The 14,687-nt window shown below is 50.5% G+C and carries 16 protein-coding genes and 1 tRNA gene; 7 read left to right on the top strand and 10 right to left on the bottom strand.

Annotation, left to right across the window (positions count from 1 at the left end):
- From NNO08_RS05930 to aspA, 7 genes are all read right to left on the bottom strand, one after another.
- A partial coding sequence (locus tag NNO08_RS05930; protein WP_271456342.1) for a hypothetical protein occupies positions 1–233 on the bottom strand: 233 nt, incomplete at its 3' end.
- Between the two features lie 337 nt (positions 234–570).
- A tRNA-Phe gene (locus tag NNO08_RS05935) sits at positions 571–646 on the bottom strand.
- 297 nt (positions 647–943) lie between these two features.
- Complete coding sequence (locus tag NNO08_RS05940) at positions 944–1,519, bottom strand: transcriptional regulator (protein WP_271440259.1); 576 nt, start codon at positions 1,517–1,519, stop codon at positions 944–946.
- A 36-nt stretch (positions 1,520–1,555) separates the two neighbouring features.
- On the bottom strand, positions 1,556–3,265 hold the full coding sequence (locus NNO08_RS05945; RefSeq protein ID WP_271456343.1) for a protein-disulfide reductase DsbD: 1,710 nt from the start codon (positions 3,263–3,265) through the stop codon (positions 1,556–1,558).
- On the bottom strand, positions 3,241–3,588 hold the full coding sequence (gene cutA, locus NNO08_RS05950) for a divalent cation tolerance protein CutA (RefSeq protein WP_003025447.1): 348 nt from the start codon (positions 3,586–3,588) through the stop codon (positions 3,241–3,243). The genes NNO08_RS05945 and cutA overlap by 25 nt, the downstream gene beginning before the upstream one ends.
- Before the next feature lie 125 nt (positions 3,589–3,713).
- A complete protein-coding gene (gene dcuA, locus NNO08_RS05955) occupies positions 3,714–5,015 on the bottom strand; it encodes an anaerobic C4-dicarboxylate transporter DcuA (RefSeq protein ID WP_271449144.1) in 1,302 nt (433 codons plus the stop codon).
- A 115-nt stretch (positions 5,016–5,130) separates the two neighbouring features.
- A complete protein-coding gene (gene aspA / locus NNO08_RS05960) occupies positions 5,131–6,567 on the bottom strand; it encodes an aspartate ammonia-lyase (RefSeq protein WP_048212919.1) in 1,437 nt (478 codons plus the stop codon).
- A gap of 337 nt (positions 6,568–6,904) precedes the next feature.
- Between aspA and NNO08_RS05965 the strand changes: the two genes are divergently transcribed.
- Entirely contained in the window at positions 6,905–7,381 is a 477-nt protein-coding gene (locus tag NNO08_RS05965; RefSeq protein WP_271440261.1) for an FxsA family protein, read from the top strand.
- A gap of 49 nt (positions 7,382–7,430) precedes the next feature.
- Here NNO08_RS05965 and yjeH read toward each other — a convergent pair whose 3' ends face one another.
- On the bottom strand, positions 7,431–8,696 hold the full coding sequence (gene yjeH, locus NNO08_RS05970; protein ID WP_271456344.1) for an L-methionine/branched-chain amino acid transporter: 1,266 nt from the start codon (positions 8,694–8,696) through the stop codon (positions 7,431–7,433).
- 275 nt (positions 8,697–8,971) lie between these two features.
- Here yjeH and NNO08_RS05975 point away from each other — a divergent pair, with 275 nt between their 5' ends.
- From NNO08_RS05975 to NNO08_RS05985, 3 genes are all read left to right on the top strand, one after another.
- Positions 8,972–9,265: a co-chaperone GroES gene (locus NNO08_RS05975; RefSeq protein WP_005120976.1), complete on the top strand. Its 294-nt coding sequence runs from the start codon at positions 8,972–8,974 to the stop codon at positions 9,263–9,265.
- Between the two features lie 43 nt (positions 9,266–9,308).
- A complete protein-coding gene (groL, locus tag NNO08_RS05980; RefSeq protein ID WP_137384020.1) occupies positions 9,309–10,952 on the top strand; it encodes a chaperonin GroEL in 1,644 nt (547 codons plus the stop codon).
- A gap of 251 nt (positions 10,953–11,203) precedes the next feature.
- The gene (locus NNO08_RS05985; RefSeq protein WP_137384019.1) at positions 11,204–11,557 is read left to right on the top strand and encodes a DUF4156 domain-containing protein; all 354 of its coding nucleotides are present in this window, start codon (positions 11,204–11,206) and stop codon (positions 11,555–11,557) included.
- Positions 11,558–11,688: 131 nt separating this feature from the next.
- On the opposite strand, the gene epmB is transcribed toward NNO08_RS05985, so the two are convergent.
- Positions 11,689–12,717 (bottom strand): EF-P beta-lysylation protein EpmB, encoded by a 1,029-nt coding sequence (gene epmB, locus NNO08_RS05990; RefSeq protein WP_040232942.1) that lies wholly within the window; start codon positions 12,715–12,717, stop codon positions 11,689–11,691.
- Positions 12,718–12,757: 40 nt separating this feature from the next.
- On the opposite strand from epmB, the gene efp reads away from it, so the two are divergent.
- The 3 genes from efp to ecnB all read left to right on the top strand — a co-directional run bounded on the left by efp (position 12,758) and on the right by ecnB (position 13,812).
- On the top strand, positions 12,758–13,324 hold the full coding sequence (efp, locus tag NNO08_RS05995; protein ID WP_005120972.1) for an elongation factor P: 567 nt from the start codon (positions 12,758–12,760) through the stop codon (positions 13,322–13,324).
- A gap of 99 nt (positions 13,325–13,423) precedes the next feature.
- Positions 13,424–13,558 carry a lipoprotein antitoxin entericidin A gene (ecnA, locus tag NNO08_RS06000; RefSeq protein WP_040232999.1) on the top strand — a complete coding sequence of 45 codons (135 nt, stop codon included), beginning with the start codon at positions 13,424–13,426 and terminating at the stop codon, positions 13,556–13,558.
- Positions 13,559–13,665: 107 nt separating this feature from the next.
- Positions 13,666–13,812 (top strand): lipoprotein toxin entericidin B, encoded by a 147-nt coding sequence (ecnB, locus tag NNO08_RS06005; protein ID WP_003025482.1) that lies wholly within the window; start codon positions 13,666–13,668, stop codon positions 13,810–13,812.
- Between the two features lie 30 nt (positions 13,813–13,842).
- Here the strand turns inward: ecnB and NNO08_RS06010 are convergent, their stop codons facing one another.
- Positions 13,843–14,442: a helix-turn-helix transcriptional regulator gene (locus NNO08_RS06010; protein ID WP_271456345.1), complete on the bottom strand. Its 600-nt coding sequence runs from the start codon at positions 14,440–14,442 to the stop codon at positions 13,843–13,845.
- Positions 14,443–14,687 lie beyond the last annotated feature (245 nt).

Consider the following 14,687-nt stretch of genomic DNA (forward strand, 5'->3'; position numbering starts at 1 on the left):
TCTGTCGGTGAGCGCTCTCCTGAGTAGGACAAATCCGCCGGGAGCGGATTTGAACGTTGCGCAGCAACGGCCCGGAGGGTGGCGGGCAGGACGCCCGCCATAAACTGCCAGGCATCAAATAAGTGAAAAAGCCCATCCTGACGGACGGGCTTTTTTGCGTCTGCGTGTTTTTCCGGAAACAGGCGGATGCGCCGGACTGAATGTATTTTGTAGGCCTGATAAGCGCAGCGCATCAGGCACTCCCGGCGGCATTTTGCCGGATGCGGCGTATCGCCTTATCCGGCCTACAACTGTCTGGACCATCAGGCACTCCCGGTGGCATTTCGCCGGATGCGGTGTATCGCCTTATCCGATCTACAACTGTAAAAACCTGCCCTGTTATCCGTATCCCACCTTCAGTAGTGGGTGCGGTCATCCTCTTAAGTCCTGTCCTATTGTTGAATCTAACAGTTTTGTATCGATGTTGGGTTTACGCAGTGAGATGGGGGGTTGAGAGGGGTTGTGATTGCTTTAGAAAGATCAGAGGCTATAAAAGCAAAAACCCAGCCATAGGCTGGGTTCTTTAAATAGTGGTGCCCGGACTCGGAATCGAACCAAGGACACGGGGATTTTCAATCCCCTGCTCTACCGACTGAGCTATCCGGGCAACGGGGCGCATTAAACCGTATTCACGCATGCCAGTCAATCAAATTTCAGGAAAAGCTGCTCAACCGCTTAATATTACGGCAATCTGTGTGTTTTTGCCTGAAGTTTGCACAAATTATCCCTGATAATCCAGGTGTAAGGGGGCACAACCATGGTGACATGTATTGCGTGCTAAGTACGGTGGTTTTTGCTGATTCCAGCTGCGTGGGTGCATGGTAAGACAAGGTGAATAACAGAACATTTCGCACCACCGTGAAGATGGTGCGGTTTTAGCCGTGCGCCGGAAAGGAATGCTCGTTTAGGTGAGTGCGCCACCCTGACGACACTGAGCAAAACGCAGGATATCTTCGGCCAGACGATGTGCTGTTTCTACATCAGCATGGCTGCGATTAACCAGCATGCGACTCAGGCAGCCCTCCAGCACCAGTTCCATCTGTTTGGCGACCATTGCCGGGTCATCAACTTCCAGTGTCGTCAGCAGCTCATGTGTGAAGTCATGTGCAGCCTTTTTCTGCTGATCAGCTAACTGATGGACAGGATGGCCAGGATCGGGATAAAACGTGCAGGCAGCGATGAACAGGCAACCAGGATAGCGATTATTACTCACGCATTCGGACAGTGCGTTATAGCGTGCCAGTAGTTTCTGCTCAGCACTCAGCGTGTCATCCAGCAAAAGCTGACGCCGCCAGATATCCACCCGTTGGCTGAGGTAACGCAAGGCATCGTACAGAATGGCCTCTTTATCAGGCCAGAAGCGTTGCAGTTCATCAAGTGGATAATCGACATGCTCAGCCACCATTTCCAGTGTGGTATTGGCTATCCCTTGAACCTCAAGTAATTTCAGGGCTTCTCCCAGGACATCTTCACGTTGCACGGTATTCTCCTCCGTATTTCCTTTTGCAAGTGTCGCTCACGGTTGGCGATCACGCAAATGCGCACTAAAGGTCGATGCATCCATAAAGCCCGTTACCCGTGCTTGCGGATGCTCTTTACCCTGGGCATCAAAGAACAGAATTGTCGGCAGCCCTAATACCTGTAAATGTTTAAGAAGTGCGACATCTTGTGCATTGTTTGCGGTGACATCCGCCTGCAACAGCACCGTATCGCCCAGCGCGTGTTGCACCTGTGGGCTACTGAAGGTGTACTTCTCGAACTCTTTACAAGCAACACACCAGTCAGCATACAAATCCAACATGACAGGCTTGCCTCTGGCTCGCTCCAGTGCCTGATTTAACTCGTCCACCGATGTCACTGGGGTGAAGTTCAGGTGCGTCTGGGTTTGGGCATGCGACGCACCAAATGCCCAATCCTGTAATGGTCGTACACTTACCAGCGCCGCAGCTAACAGGACAATCTGCACGATACGCATCCAGCCTTGTTTTGCCTGCAGACTGGTGATGAACGCCCAGGCAAAGAATGCCACGCCAAGCAGTGACCACAGGCGAATGCCCCACTCATCGCCGATAATCCGCTCGAGTAAAAAGACGGGAAGCGCAAGGATGACGAAACCAAAAGCAGTCTTGACCTGTTCCATCCATGGGCCACTTTTTGGCAGTAGGCGGTTACCAAATACGGTAATCAGCATCAGGGGTAATCCCATCCCCAGTGCGTACAGATACAGCGTACCGCCTCCCAGCCACATATTTCCGCTCTGAGCGATATACAGCAAAATCGCGCTCAGTGGTGCCGTGGTGCAAGGGGAACAGATCAGTCCAGCAATCGCTCCCATTGTAAATACGCTGCCCGGAGAACCGCCTTGCTGGCGATTACTCATCAATGTCAGACGTGTTTGCAGTGAGGAAGGGAGTTGTAATGTGAACAAGCCGAACATCGACAAGGCCAGCAGCGTAAAGACAATGGCAAGCCCAATCAGTACATAGGGATGCTGTAGCGCGGCCTGGAACTGTAGCCCGGCAGCCGCAACAACCAGACCCAGAGCAGTGTAGGTGAGCGCCATTCCCTGTACGTAGATGAAGGTCAGCAGCAGCGCACGCCCGGTTGATAAGCGTTGTTTACCACCGAGTACGATCCCGGAAATTAGTGGATACATCGGCAGTACACAAGGGGTAAAGGCAATGCCAATCCCGATCAGCAATGCCCACAGTGCGGAAAAGGGGAGTTGGGCGGCTGGTTGTGATTGTTCTTCCGGGGCGACTGTAACAGGCGTTGGTGTAGGCGTCGCATCTGTACGAGCCATGACTTCGCTGAGTGGAACGGTTTTGGTTTCCGGCGGATAGCAAAATCCGGCATCGGCACAGCCCTGGTAAGTGACGGTCAGCGTTGCTCCAGATGCGGCCTGATTGATCGTTACTGGAACGTTCAACTGCTTACGGTAAATTTCGCTTTTGCCGTAAAACTCATCTTCATGCCAGACGCCTGGCGGCAGCTTTACCTCGGCAATATCGGCCTGTGATGGCGTAATGCTTATCTGTTTGCGGTACAGGTAGTAGCCGTCTTTTACCTGCCATGAGAGGTTCAGATCATGTTGGTTTTGCTGAAAATCAAAAATAAATGCCCGGTCAGCAGGAACAAACTGCGAGTGGCCAGGCGAATCGAATAATCCGGCAAAAGTGGATGTGCTGCATAGCAGCAGGATCAGCGTAAGGATGCGTTGAGCCATGAGCGGTAATCAAAGTCTCCGTGAGTGACGGGTAAAACCAGAAGTTCAGGGGTTTGATACGGATGATGAGACTTCAGGCAATCGAGAAGTGCTTGCTGGTGCGTGACGGTGGTTTTTAAAATCATCTGGACTTCATATTCCTGCTCCAGCTTACCCTCCCAATAATAGAGAGACGTTGCACCGGGCAGCAGAGTCACGCAGGCGGCCAGTTTTTCTGCCAGTACTTTGGCTGCCAGATCCTGGGCCGTTGCTTCATCCGGGGCGGTACAAAGCACCACAACGGTATCGGGGATGGAAATATCCTGACTCTTTACATCAAGCATAAACACCTCGAAATAACAGAGTAACCAGCAAGAGAACGGTAACTATACAACGGACGAGGGAAGGATGTTAGTTAAAGCGAGGCGGGGAGGAACTGCGGGATGCATAAGCACCCCGCAGGTAAAACTTACAGCATGACGCTACCCAGCAAGAAGCCGAAGCAGACAGCCAGAACCACACCCAGCGTACCTGGGATGAAGAACGGATGGTTAAAGACGAATTTACCGATACGGGTAGTACCGGTGTCATCCATCTGAACCGCCGCAACCAGAGTCGGGTAGGTAGGCAGAATGAACAGACCAGAAACCGCAGCGAAAGACGCTACAGCGGTCAGTGGAGAAACGTTCAGTGCCAGAGCCATCGGCATCAGTGCTTTAGCCGTTGCAGCCTGAGAATACAGCAGTGCAGAAGCAAAGAAGAAGATGACGGCCAGCAGCCACGGATGACCCTGAATTACGCTACCTGCAGTATCTTTGATCCAGTCAATGTTGTGAGATACGAAGGTATCACCCAGCCATGCAACACCCAGGATACAAATACAGGCACTCATACCTGCTTTGAAGGTGCTGGAGTTCAGGATGGAGTCAGTTTCAACGCGGCAGATGATTGTCGTCAGCGTCGCGATGCTCAGCATAATGATCAGAATGGCGTTGGTGGTGTTCATCAGCGGCTTAGCAACCAGACCGAGGCTTGGGCTGTTGACGATGGCGTAAACGACGACACAAACCACACCGAGCAGGAACAACCATACGGAGGTTTTCGCACCGGCTTTGATTTCAACTTGTCTTTCACCGCGCAGCTCAACCAAACCTTCTTCCAGACGCTTACGATAAATCGGATCGTCAGACAGTTTGGAGTTGAACAGCATGGTGACCAGGAAGGACATCACCAGCACAGCCAGCAGGGTGGACGGAATGACCACTGACAGCAGGTGAATGTAGCTGATACCATGACCTTCCATTACGGAAGACATGTAAACCACGGCCGCAGAGATAGGTGATGCGGTAATCGCAATCTGTGCAGAAACCACGGCAGTAGAGAGCGGACGGCAAGGTTTGATCCCTTGCTCCTTCGCGACTTCAGCGATAACTGGCAGCGTTGCCAGAGAGATGTTGCCGGTACCCGCGAAGATAGTCAGGAAATAGGTCACGATCGGTGCAAGGATTGTGATGTATTTCGGGTTCTTACGCAGCAGTTTTTCAGTTTGATGGACCAGATAGTCCAGACCACCAGCAATCTGCATGGCAGAGATAGCAGCGATAACTGCCATGATAATGGAAATAACATCGAACGGAATATTACCCGGTTTTACGCCAATAGCGGCGAGAACCAGAACACCCAGCCCACCTGCAAATCCAATACCGATACCCCCAAGTCTGGCACCTAAAAAGATTGCCAGCAAAACGATGATAAGTTCTAAAACTATCATATTAGCCTTCCTTGTTGTTTAACAAGTTGATATTAAATTGTTGTTTTTAAGTAACTTCGTGCAAGAAAAAAGGCACGTCATCATGACGTGCCCTCTCTGGTACTACCCTACACGATTACTGTTCGCTTTCATCAGTATAACGTTTTGCTTTATAAGCCGGGTGCATCAGGTTCTGTGCAGAGAAGATATCGTCCAGTTCTGCTTCGGTCAACAGACCGCGCTCCAGGACAACTTCACGCACGCTCTTACCGGTTTCGGCACAAATTTTACCGACGATGTCGCCGTTGTGGTGACCGATGAACGGGTTGAGGTAGGTGACGATACCGATGGAGTTATAAACGAATGCTTCACACACTTCTTTGTTAGCAGTGATGCCGCTAACGCATTTTTCCAGCAGGTTGTAGCAAGCGTTGCTCAGAATGTGGATAGATTCGAACATTGCCTGGCCGATAACCGGTTCCATTACGTTCAGCTGCAGCTGGCCTGCTTCAGATGCCATGGTAACAGTAACGTCGTTACCGATGACTTTGAAGCAAACCTGGTTTACAACTTCTGGAACAACCGGGTTCACTTTTGCTGGCATGATAGAAGAACCCGCCTGCAGTTCCGGCAGGTTGATCTCATTCAGGCCGGCACGTGGACCAGAGGAGAGCAAACGCAGGTCGTTACAGATTTTGGACATTTTCACAGCCAGACGTTTCAGTGCACCATGCACCATAACGTATGCGCCGCAGTCGGAGGTTGCTTCAATCAGGTCTTCTGCCGGAACGCAGGCGAAACCGGTCACTTCAGCCAGTTTTTGCACTGCCAGCGGAGAGTACTCTTTCGGTGTGTTCAGACCCGTACCGATTGCAGTTGCGCCGAGGTTAACTTCCAGCAGCAGCTCAGCGGTACGTCCAATGTTTTTCACTTCTTCTTTCAACAGTACGCTGAAAGCACGGAATTCCTGACCGAGGGTCATCGGTACAGCATCCTGCAACTGGGTACGACCCATTTTCAGGATGTCCTGGAATTCAACAGCTTTTTGCTCGAAGCCTTCACGCAGCTGGTTAAGAGCATCAATCAGTTTGATGATGGATGCGTAAACAGCGATACGGAAACCGGTCGGGTAAGCGTCGTTGGTAGACTGACATTTGTTGACGTGGTCGTTCGGGTTCAGGTACTGATATTCACCTTTCTGGTGACCCATCAGTTCCAGACCGATATTGGCCAGCACTTCGTTGGTGTTCATGTTGACGGAGGTACCCGCACCACCCTGGTAAACATCTACCGGGAACTGATCCATGCATTTTCCGTTATTCAGGACTTCATCACACGCCGCGATGATGGCATTTGCCACGCTCTTAGGAATAGTTTGCAGCTCTTTGTTGGCCAGTGCCGCTGCCTTTTTAACCATTACCATGCCGCGAACAAATTCAGGAATGTCACTGATTTTGTTGTTGCTAATGTAGAAGTTTTCAATCGCTCTCAGAGTGTGAACACCATAGTAAGCGTCCGCTGGAACTTCCCTGGTACCCAACAAGTCTTCTTCGATACGAATGTTGTTTAACATGTGAACCTTCTTTTTCAAGCTGCCAATGATTTGACTAAACACACAGGATATATGTGATTTCGATTGTTTCTCGACCGACGATTATCCCCTGCATCGGTCTGATACCCGAGATCATATGCTGGTTCAGGATTTCTACCGTAATCTGGATCACTTAAAACGTGGAATTTACCCCTTATTTATTATTCTGTGAAATAGATCACCCCTTTAGGATTAACACCAAATATTAGTGTACAAGTAGCTTGAAATTTTGCTAATCACCACAATATTTGGGTGATGCAAGTCACACAATTTTCGAACAGTTGTTGGTGAAAACGACTGTTTTCAACAGGAGAGCCCTTTGCGCTGGATACCATTACTTGCCATTTTTCTCTATGTTTACATAGAGATATCTATTTTTATCCAGGTCGCCCATGTGCTGGGTGTCCTGATGACCCTGATTTTGGTTATTTTTACCTCGGTTATCGGTATGTCTCTGGTTCGTAACCAAGGATTTAAGAACTTTTTACTGATGCAACAGAAAATGGCAGCAGGTGAAAGTCCGGCTGCAGAAATGATCAAGAGCGTGTCGCTGATTATCGCCGGCTTACTGTTGGTGTTGCCTGGTTTCTTCACCGATTTCCTCGGTCTTCTTCTTTTATTACCACCAGTGCAGAAACATTTGACCATGAAGTTACTGCCGCATTTGCGTTTTTCGCGTATGCCAGGTGGTGGATTTAGTGCCGGAACTGGCGGTGGTGATACCTTTGACGGTGAATTTCAGCGCAAAGATGACAAGCGCGACAGCATCGAACATAAAGACGATCGTCGGGATTAAGCATCAGTATGTAGGCCGGATAAGCGTTAGCGCCATCCGGCAAAAGTATTTATAGGCCGGATGATGGCGTCAACGTTGCCTTATCCGGCCTGCGGGGTAAAAACAGCCACAGTCCTGCCAGCATAATCAACGCATACAGACTCTTCCAGCCGACCATCGCCAGCAGCAGTAGGCACAGTAGCCCCCCCACTATCGCCAGTACGCGATAGTGCCCTTTTAGCAATCGACACCCTGCCAGCATGCACAGCAGATAAATCATAATAAAGATGCCGTTAGCGTAGACGATTAACGCGTCGAGATTGATTTGCAGCATATAGATGCACAAGGTACTGATGACGCAGCAACCCAATACCGCGTTTAGCGCATTACCCGGAAGATGGCGAGGGGACAGGCGAGCCAGATAGCTCTCCGGTTTATATTGTGCTTGCGACCACACCAGACGGGCGAAACTTTGGATATAAATGTTCAGGCTGGCAAAGCAGGCCAGATAACCAATGATGCAGGCAACCCACAGGGCCTGAATGCCAAACAGTTGGACGACGATTTCAGGCAGCGATGCCGCCGCCGCCATCTGTTTACCGTAGGCATCAAAATGCAGCACAACGACGGTACATGCCCAGTACACGGAGCCGGCCAGTAGCAGGCCAATCATCAGGGCGCGCGGGAAGTCCCGTTCCGGATTTTTGAATTCAGAGGCCAGGTGTGCGAACGCCTCAAGGCCAACAAAGCACCAGAACATCACCGACAGCGCGGCAAAAAGTCCGGGAAACTCAATCTTGTCGATGGCAGGAAAGGGGATCTCACTCGGTTTCAACTCGCCAGCCCACCAGATGGCGACAATCAGCGCTACGATCAGTCCGGCAATCACCGTTTGCAGGTTAGCGCTGGAGCTGGCACCCCGCGAACCGATGTACCAGACCAATACCAGCGTGCCAAGTTCAGCCAACAGAAGCTGCCAACCATGCCAGCCAAACATTGCCTGGCCAAATCCTGCGGCGATGTGCAATGCCGCAGGTAACCCCACTGGAATTACCGATAAAAAAAGCCATCCGGTAACGCGCTCAAGCCGTGAGCCAAAGGCCATGCCGACAAAATGCGCCACACCGCCTGCGCTGGGAAAATGGCGACCGAGTACGGCGAAGACAATCGCCACCGGAAAGACTAAAACGATCAGCACCGGCCATGCCCACAGGCTGTTGTTGCCAGCAACCAGCGCAGCCAATGCGGGGACGGCGAAAACGCCTGTACCTAACAATGATGTCGACAACAGGCCAACGCCTTGAGCCAGTCCCAGCTCTTGTTTTAGTCCGCTCATAAGTTGTTATCCGGTTATGCCCATGTACCGGGCTACAGCGCAGATTTTCGATGGTATCACAATAGGATTTGCTTATGACGACGTGGCTGAAATCGTTATGAAATGTGAGGCGTGTCGGTGTTTTGACGGGATTTTCTGCTGATAAAAATTTTTTTTCGCTTGCCCCCTTGAAGGCACAAAAGCCCATCCCCATCTCTCTGGTCACTAGCCGGGATACCGTTTACGGGCCGGCGTCACCCATAACTGATAAAGACTTTCTCAAAGGAGAGCTATCAATGAGTATTCGTCCGTTACATGATCGTGTGATCGTCAAACGTAAAGAAGTTGAATCCAAATCTGCTGGTGGCATCGTACTGACCGGTTCCGCAGCAGGTAAATCAACTCGTGGCGAAATCATCGCTGTCGGTAAGGGTCGCATCCTGGACAACGGTTCTGTACAGCCGCTGGACGTGAAAGTCGGCGATATCGTCATTTTCAACGATGGCTACGGTGTTAAATCTGAGAAGATCGACAATGAAGAAGTGTTGATCATGTCTGAAAGCGACATCCTGGCAATTGTTGAAGCCTAATCCGCGAACGACACTGAACATACGAATTTAAGGGAAAGAGAAAATGGCAGCTAAAGACGTAAAATTCGGTAACGACGCTCGTGTGAAAATGCTGCGCGGCGTAAATGTACTGGCAGATGCAGTGAAAGTTACCCTCGGTCCAAAAGGCCGTAACGTAGTTCTGGATAAATCTTTCGGTGCACCGACCATCACTAAAGATGGTGTTTCTGTTGCACGTGAAATCGAGCTGGAAGACAAGTTCGAAAACATGGGCGCGCAGATGGTGAAAGAAGTTGCCTCTAAAGCGAACGACGCTGCAGGCGACGGTACCACCACCGCAACCGTTCTGGCCCAGTCTATCATTACTGAAGGCCTGAAAGCTGTTGCCGCGGGTATGAACCCGATGGATCTGAAACGTGGTATCGACAAAGCTGTCGCTGCTGCAGTTGAAGAACTGAAAGCACTGTCCGTACCGTGCTCCGACTCTAAAGCTATTGCTCAGGTTGGTACCATCTCCGCTAACTCCGACGAAACCGTAGGTAAACTGATCGCTGAAGCGATGGACAAAGTCGGTAAAGAAGGCGTGATCACCGTTGAAGACGGTACCGGTCTGCAGGACGAACTGGACGTGGTTGAAGGTATGCAGTTTGACCGCGGCTACCTGTCTCCTTACTTCATCAACAAGCCGGAAACTGGCGCAGTAGAACTGGAAACGCCGTTCATCCTGCTGGCTGACAAGAAAATCTCCAACATCCGCGAAATGCTGCCAGTTCTGGAAGCCGTGGCTAAAGCAGGCAAACCGCTGCTGATCATCGCTGAAGATGTTGAAGGCGAAGCGCTGGCTACTCTGGTAGTTAACACCATGCGTGGCATCGTTAAAGTGGCTGCAGTTAAAGCACCTGGCTTCGGCGACCGTCGCAAAGCAATGCTGCAGGATATCGCAACCCTGACTGGCGGTACCGTTATCTCTGAAGAGATCGGTATGGAGCTGGAAAAAGCGACCCTGGAAGATCTGGGTCAGGCGAAACGTGTTGTTATCAACAAAGACACCACCACCATCATCGATGGCGTGGGTGAAGAAGCGGCAATCCAGGGTCGTGTGACTCAGATTCGTCAGCAGATCGAAGAAGCAACTTCTGATTACGACCGTGAAAAACTGCAGGAGCGCGTAGCGAAACTGGCTGGCGGTGTTGCTGTGATCAAAGTCGGTGCTGCAACCGAAGTTGAAATGAAAGAGAAGAAAGCTCGCGTTGAAGATGCCCTGCACGCGACCCGTGCTGCGGTAGAAGAAGGCGTGGTTGCTGGTGGTGGTGTAGCGCTGATCCGCGTAGCATCCAAAATTGCTGGCCTGAAAGGTCAGAACGAAGACCAGAACGTGGGTATCAAAGTTGCGCTGCGCGCAATGGAATCTCCGCTGCGTCAAATCGTTCTGAACTGCGGCGAAGAGCCGTCTGTTGTTGCTAACACCGTGAAAGCGGGCGACGGTAACTACGGTTACAACGCTGCAACTGAAGAATACGGCAACATGATCGATATGGGTATTCTGGATCCGACCAAAGTAACTCGTTCTGCTCTGCAGTACGCGGCTTCTGTTGCGGGCCTGATGATCACCACCGAATGCATGGTTACCGACCTGCCGAAAGGCGATGCGCCTGACTTAGGTGCTGCCGGTATGGGCGGTATGGGTGGAATGGGCGGCATGATGTAATTTAATCTTCATACTTCAAGCCGCAGGTTCGTTGGCTGCGTTCGTTCACCCCAGTCACTTACTCATGTAAGCTCCTGGGATTCATGAACTTGCCGCCTGCCTGCAACTTGAATTATTTGATTAAATACATATCTCGCGAAAAATGAGAAACCCTCGGGCAGAAATGTCCGGGGGTTTTTCTTTTGGTCATCTTTTTAGTATATGATTCAGCTACGGACATAAGGTCCAACTAATTGATTATGGGGAATGACATGCACGTGAAATATTTAGCAGGGATCGTTGGTGCCGCGCTACTGATGGCGGGTTGTAGCTCCAGCAATGAACTGAGTTCAGCCGGACAAAGCGTTCGCTTTGTTGAAGATAAGCCTGGTGCTGAGTGTCAACTGCTCGGCACTGCGACCGGTAAACAGAGCAACTGGCTTTCTGGTCAGCATGGCGAAGAAGGTGGCTCTATGCGTGGCGCGGCGAACGATCTGCGTAACCAGGCCGCTGCAATGGGCGGTAACGTGATTTATGGTGTCAGCAGCCCATCTCAGGGAATGCTCTCCAGTTTTGTCCCGACCGCCAGCGAGATGAATGGCCAGGTTTATAAGTGCCCTAACTGATAGATGCTGTTGATGCCGGCTGGCGAGGCTGACATGTCTTATCCGGCCTACAGGTATCAGTAAACGTAGGCCTGATAAGCAGAGCACGGAGTGTCCCTGAACAGGGCACTCACAGGGGTTACTGCTAGGGGTTACTGCTGTCGTAATTGCAAATCCAACGGCGTTTTACTTGGCTCACCGCCAATTTCGCGCGCCAGTTTTGGGACCATATAGCCTGAAATAAGCGTCAGCAGCTCTCGCATGATTTTACGCGCTTCATCGTCACTCACCATAAAGTGAGCGGCTCCCTGCACTTTATCCAAAACATGCAGGTAATAGGGCATCACGCCCGCATCAAACAATGCATTGCTCAGGTTTGCCAGCGTTTGTGCGTTGTCGTTCACGCCACGCAGCAGGACGCTTTGGTTAAGCAATGTGACCCCCACTTTACGCAAGCTGGCCATCGCCTGACGAAATGTCTCATCAATTTCGTTCGCGTGATTAATGTGATTCACCAGCAGAATTTGCAGAGAAGATCGTGCAAAACGATCGACTAATCCTTCAGTAATGCGAGCCGGGATCACAATGGGCAAGCGGCTGTGAATTCGCAGACGCTTAATGTGTGAAATGGCCTCCAGTTGCGTGAGTAACCAGTCAAGCTCGTGGTCCTTAGCCATGAGGGGATCGCCACCGGAGAAAATAATCTCATCCAGCTCAGGGTGCGCGGCGATGTAATCTAACGCCACCTGCCAGTTGCGTTTATTCCCCTGGTTTTCGGCATACGGGAAGTGGCGACGGAAGCAATAGCGGCAGTTTACCGCACATCCGCCTTTTACCAGCAACAACGCCCGGTTGCGATATTTATGCAGCAATCCAGGAACGACGCTGTGCTGCTCTTCCAGTGGATCGGTAGAGAATCCGGGGGCGGCAACGAATTCATCCTGCGAGGTAAGCACCTGACGCAATAGCGGATCGTTGGGGTTGCCTTTCTCCATGCGTGCGATAAACGATCGCGGCACACGAAGGGCAAAAAGACGTTTTGCCTCACGACCAGCGAGCAAATTTTCATCAGCGTCTATATTCAAAAGACGTAATAGTTCATCCGGATCGGTGAGAACATCGGCAAGTTGTACTAACCAATCTTCTCTGGATGGGGTGTTTAGGGTTACAATATGCGCCATTTTGTGGCTTAGCTACCAGTTAACAATTTCAGAGGGCCTTATGGCGACTTACTATAGCAACGATTTTCGTGCCGGTCTTAAAATCATGATGGATGGCGAACCTTATGCGGTTGAAGCCAGTGAATTCGTTAAGCCGGGTAAAGGTCAGGCATTTGCACGCGTTAAGCTGCGCCGCCTGCTGACCGGTACTCGTGTAGAGAAAACCTTCAAATCCACCGACTCCGCAGAAGGCGCAGACGTTGTAGATATGAACCTGACTTACCTGTACAACGACGGTGAGTTCTACCATTTCATGAACAACTCCACTTTCGAACAGCTTGCTGCTGACGCGAAAGCGGTAGGTGATAGCGCTAAATGGCTGCTGGATCAGGCTGAGTGCATCGTGACCCTGTGGAACGGTCAGCCTATCTCCGTGACCCCGCCGAACTTCGTTGAGCTGGAAATCATTGAAACTGACCCAGGTCTGAAAGGTGACACTGCAGGTACTGGTGGTAAACCAGCGACGCTGTCCACCGGTGCAGTGGTTAAAGTTCCGCTGTTCGTACAGATCGGCGAAGTCATCAAAGTGGATACCCGCTCTGGTGAATACGTATCCCGCGTGAAGTAATATTCTTCATCTTTCAGGCTGCATCAGGCGGCCTGAATGATTTTGCGTATTTTTAAGATGTTGGTGCAGATTGCTGCGCCATACTTTTCCAGGGCAGGAATGATGAAACGTCTTCTCGGTCTTGTAATGCTTATCCTTTTCACCAGCACCCTCCTGGCGGGCTGTAATACGGCGCGCGGTTTTGGTGAAGATATCAAACATCTTGGTAATTCAATTTCTCACGCTGCCAGCTAGTCCCCTCATATTGTCTTAAAAACGGTCGTTTATCCGTCACCCCCCCGGATCTTGTCTATTATTAAGTAGCTATACACAAACAATATTGGCTAGAAAAGGAAGACGTTATGGTTAAGAAGACAATTGCTGCGATCTTTTCTGTGTTGGTACTTTCTTCCGTATTAACGGCGTGTAATACGACGCGAGGCGTAGGTCAGGATATTTCTGAGGGCGGTAGCGCCATTTCTGGTGCAGCGACAAAGGCTCAGCAATAACTATGAACGGTACGACGCACAGTCGTACCGTTAATTCATCTTCTCAGGTAGAGAGAGAAACGGTGAAAATCGGTTCCCCAGGTGTAGCTTCATACGGATATTTCGCTTATAGGTGTACACCGTCTTACCATGAATGCAGAGCGTGGCGGCTATTGCATTGTTATCAACGCCATCCATCCACAACGACAGTACCTTCTCTTCCTGTGGTGTAAGCAGCGGTGTGGCATTTTTAGGTGTATCTAATACGGGGCGGATCTGTAGCGCATCCTGGATCGTGCGTGAAAGATCATGCAGTGTGATATGTTTGGACAATGTCGAGTGAACGGCAGAGTGAGGGGGATCGATTGGGTTATGCGATCGGTCGCCTGATTGTAGTAAAATCAGCGGGATGGCGCCACAGCTCATAAAAAAGGGTGCGATAGGGGGGCTGGAGTGAATATCGCTGAGAAAACTACATAAATCTGCGATTACCAGATGTGGCTTCCACTGCAAAATATGCTCTTTAGCCAACATCAGATTATTAATCCCTGACACCAGAAATGAAGAGTTGAACATACCAGAATGATTAAGCAAGGCCTCTATCCCTGTGCGGGTGAAGTGGCACCGGTCAATCACTAAAATTTTAAGCATAAACCTTTCGCATTCAGAAGAGGATCCAATGGCTCTCGGAGTTCAGAAAGCTCTTCATCATAGAGAAGTCCAATGTGAGCCAAATGCGGGAACTACGCCTCTAATTGGGCTTAATTCTTGCTTTAAGTAAGCAATGAATAAAAAGGTTGAAATTCATTTTCTCCCGGGCAAAAATGCCATTTCATACATCCGCTTTGCGGGACGACCTGCAAACGCATCTTTCACCCGGGGACGGCCCCATAGTG

Source organism: Citrobacter sp. Igbk 17 (assembly GCF_028069775.1).
Classification (GTDB): Bacteria; Pseudomonadota; Gammaproteobacteria; order Enterobacterales; family Enterobacteriaceae; genus Citrobacter.

Bases quoted from the DNA above. Each gene is read 5' to 3' on its own strand.
- NNO08_RS05945 (WP_271456343.1), bottom strand. From the start codon at position 3,265: ATGGCTCAACGCATCCTTACGCTGATCCTGCTGCTATGCAGCACATCC.
- dcuA (WP_271449144.1), bottom strand. From the start codon at position 5,015: ATGATAGTTTTAGAACTTATCATCGTTTTGCTGGCAATCTTTTTAGGT.
- epmB (WP_040232942.1), bottom strand. From the start codon at position 12,717: ATGGCGCATATTGTAACCCTAAACACCCCATCCAGAGAAGATTGGTTA.
- aspA (WP_048212919.1), bottom strand. From the start codon at position 6,567: ATGTTAAACAACATTCGTATCGAAGAAGACTTGTTGGGTACCAGGGAA.
- NNO08_RS06010 (WP_271456345.1), bottom strand. From the start codon at position 14,442: ATGCTTAAAATTTTAGTGATTGACCGGTGCCACTTCACCCGCACAGGG.
- ecnB (WP_003025482.1), top strand. From the start codon at position 13,666: ATGGTTAAGAAGACAATTGCTGCGATCTTTTCTGTGTTGGTACTTTCT.
- yjeH (WP_271456344.1), bottom strand. From the start codon at position 8,696: ATGAGCGGACTAAAACAAGAGCTGGGACTGGCTCAAGGCGTTGGCCTG.
- efp (WP_005120972.1), top strand. From the start codon at position 12,758: ATGGCGACTTACTATAGCAACGATTTTCGTGCCGGTCTTAAAATCATG.
- cutA (WP_003025447.1), bottom strand. From the start codon at position 3,588: ATGCTTGATGTAAAGAGTCAGGATATTTCCATCCCCGATACCGTTGTG.
- NNO08_RS05985 (WP_137384019.1), top strand. From the start codon at position 11,204: ATGCACGTGAAATATTTAGCAGGGATCGTTGGTGCCGCGCTACTGATG.
- NNO08_RS05975 (WP_005120976.1), top strand. From the start codon at position 8,972: ATGAGTATTCGTCCGTTACATGATCGTGTGATCGTCAAACGTAAAGAA.
- ecnA (WP_040232999.1), top strand. From the start codon at position 13,424: ATGATGAAACGTCTTCTCGGTCTTGTAATGCTTATCCTTTTCACCAGC.
- groL (WP_137384020.1), top strand. From the start codon at position 9,309: ATGGCAGCTAAAGACGTAAAATTCGGTAACGACGCTCGTGTGAAAATG.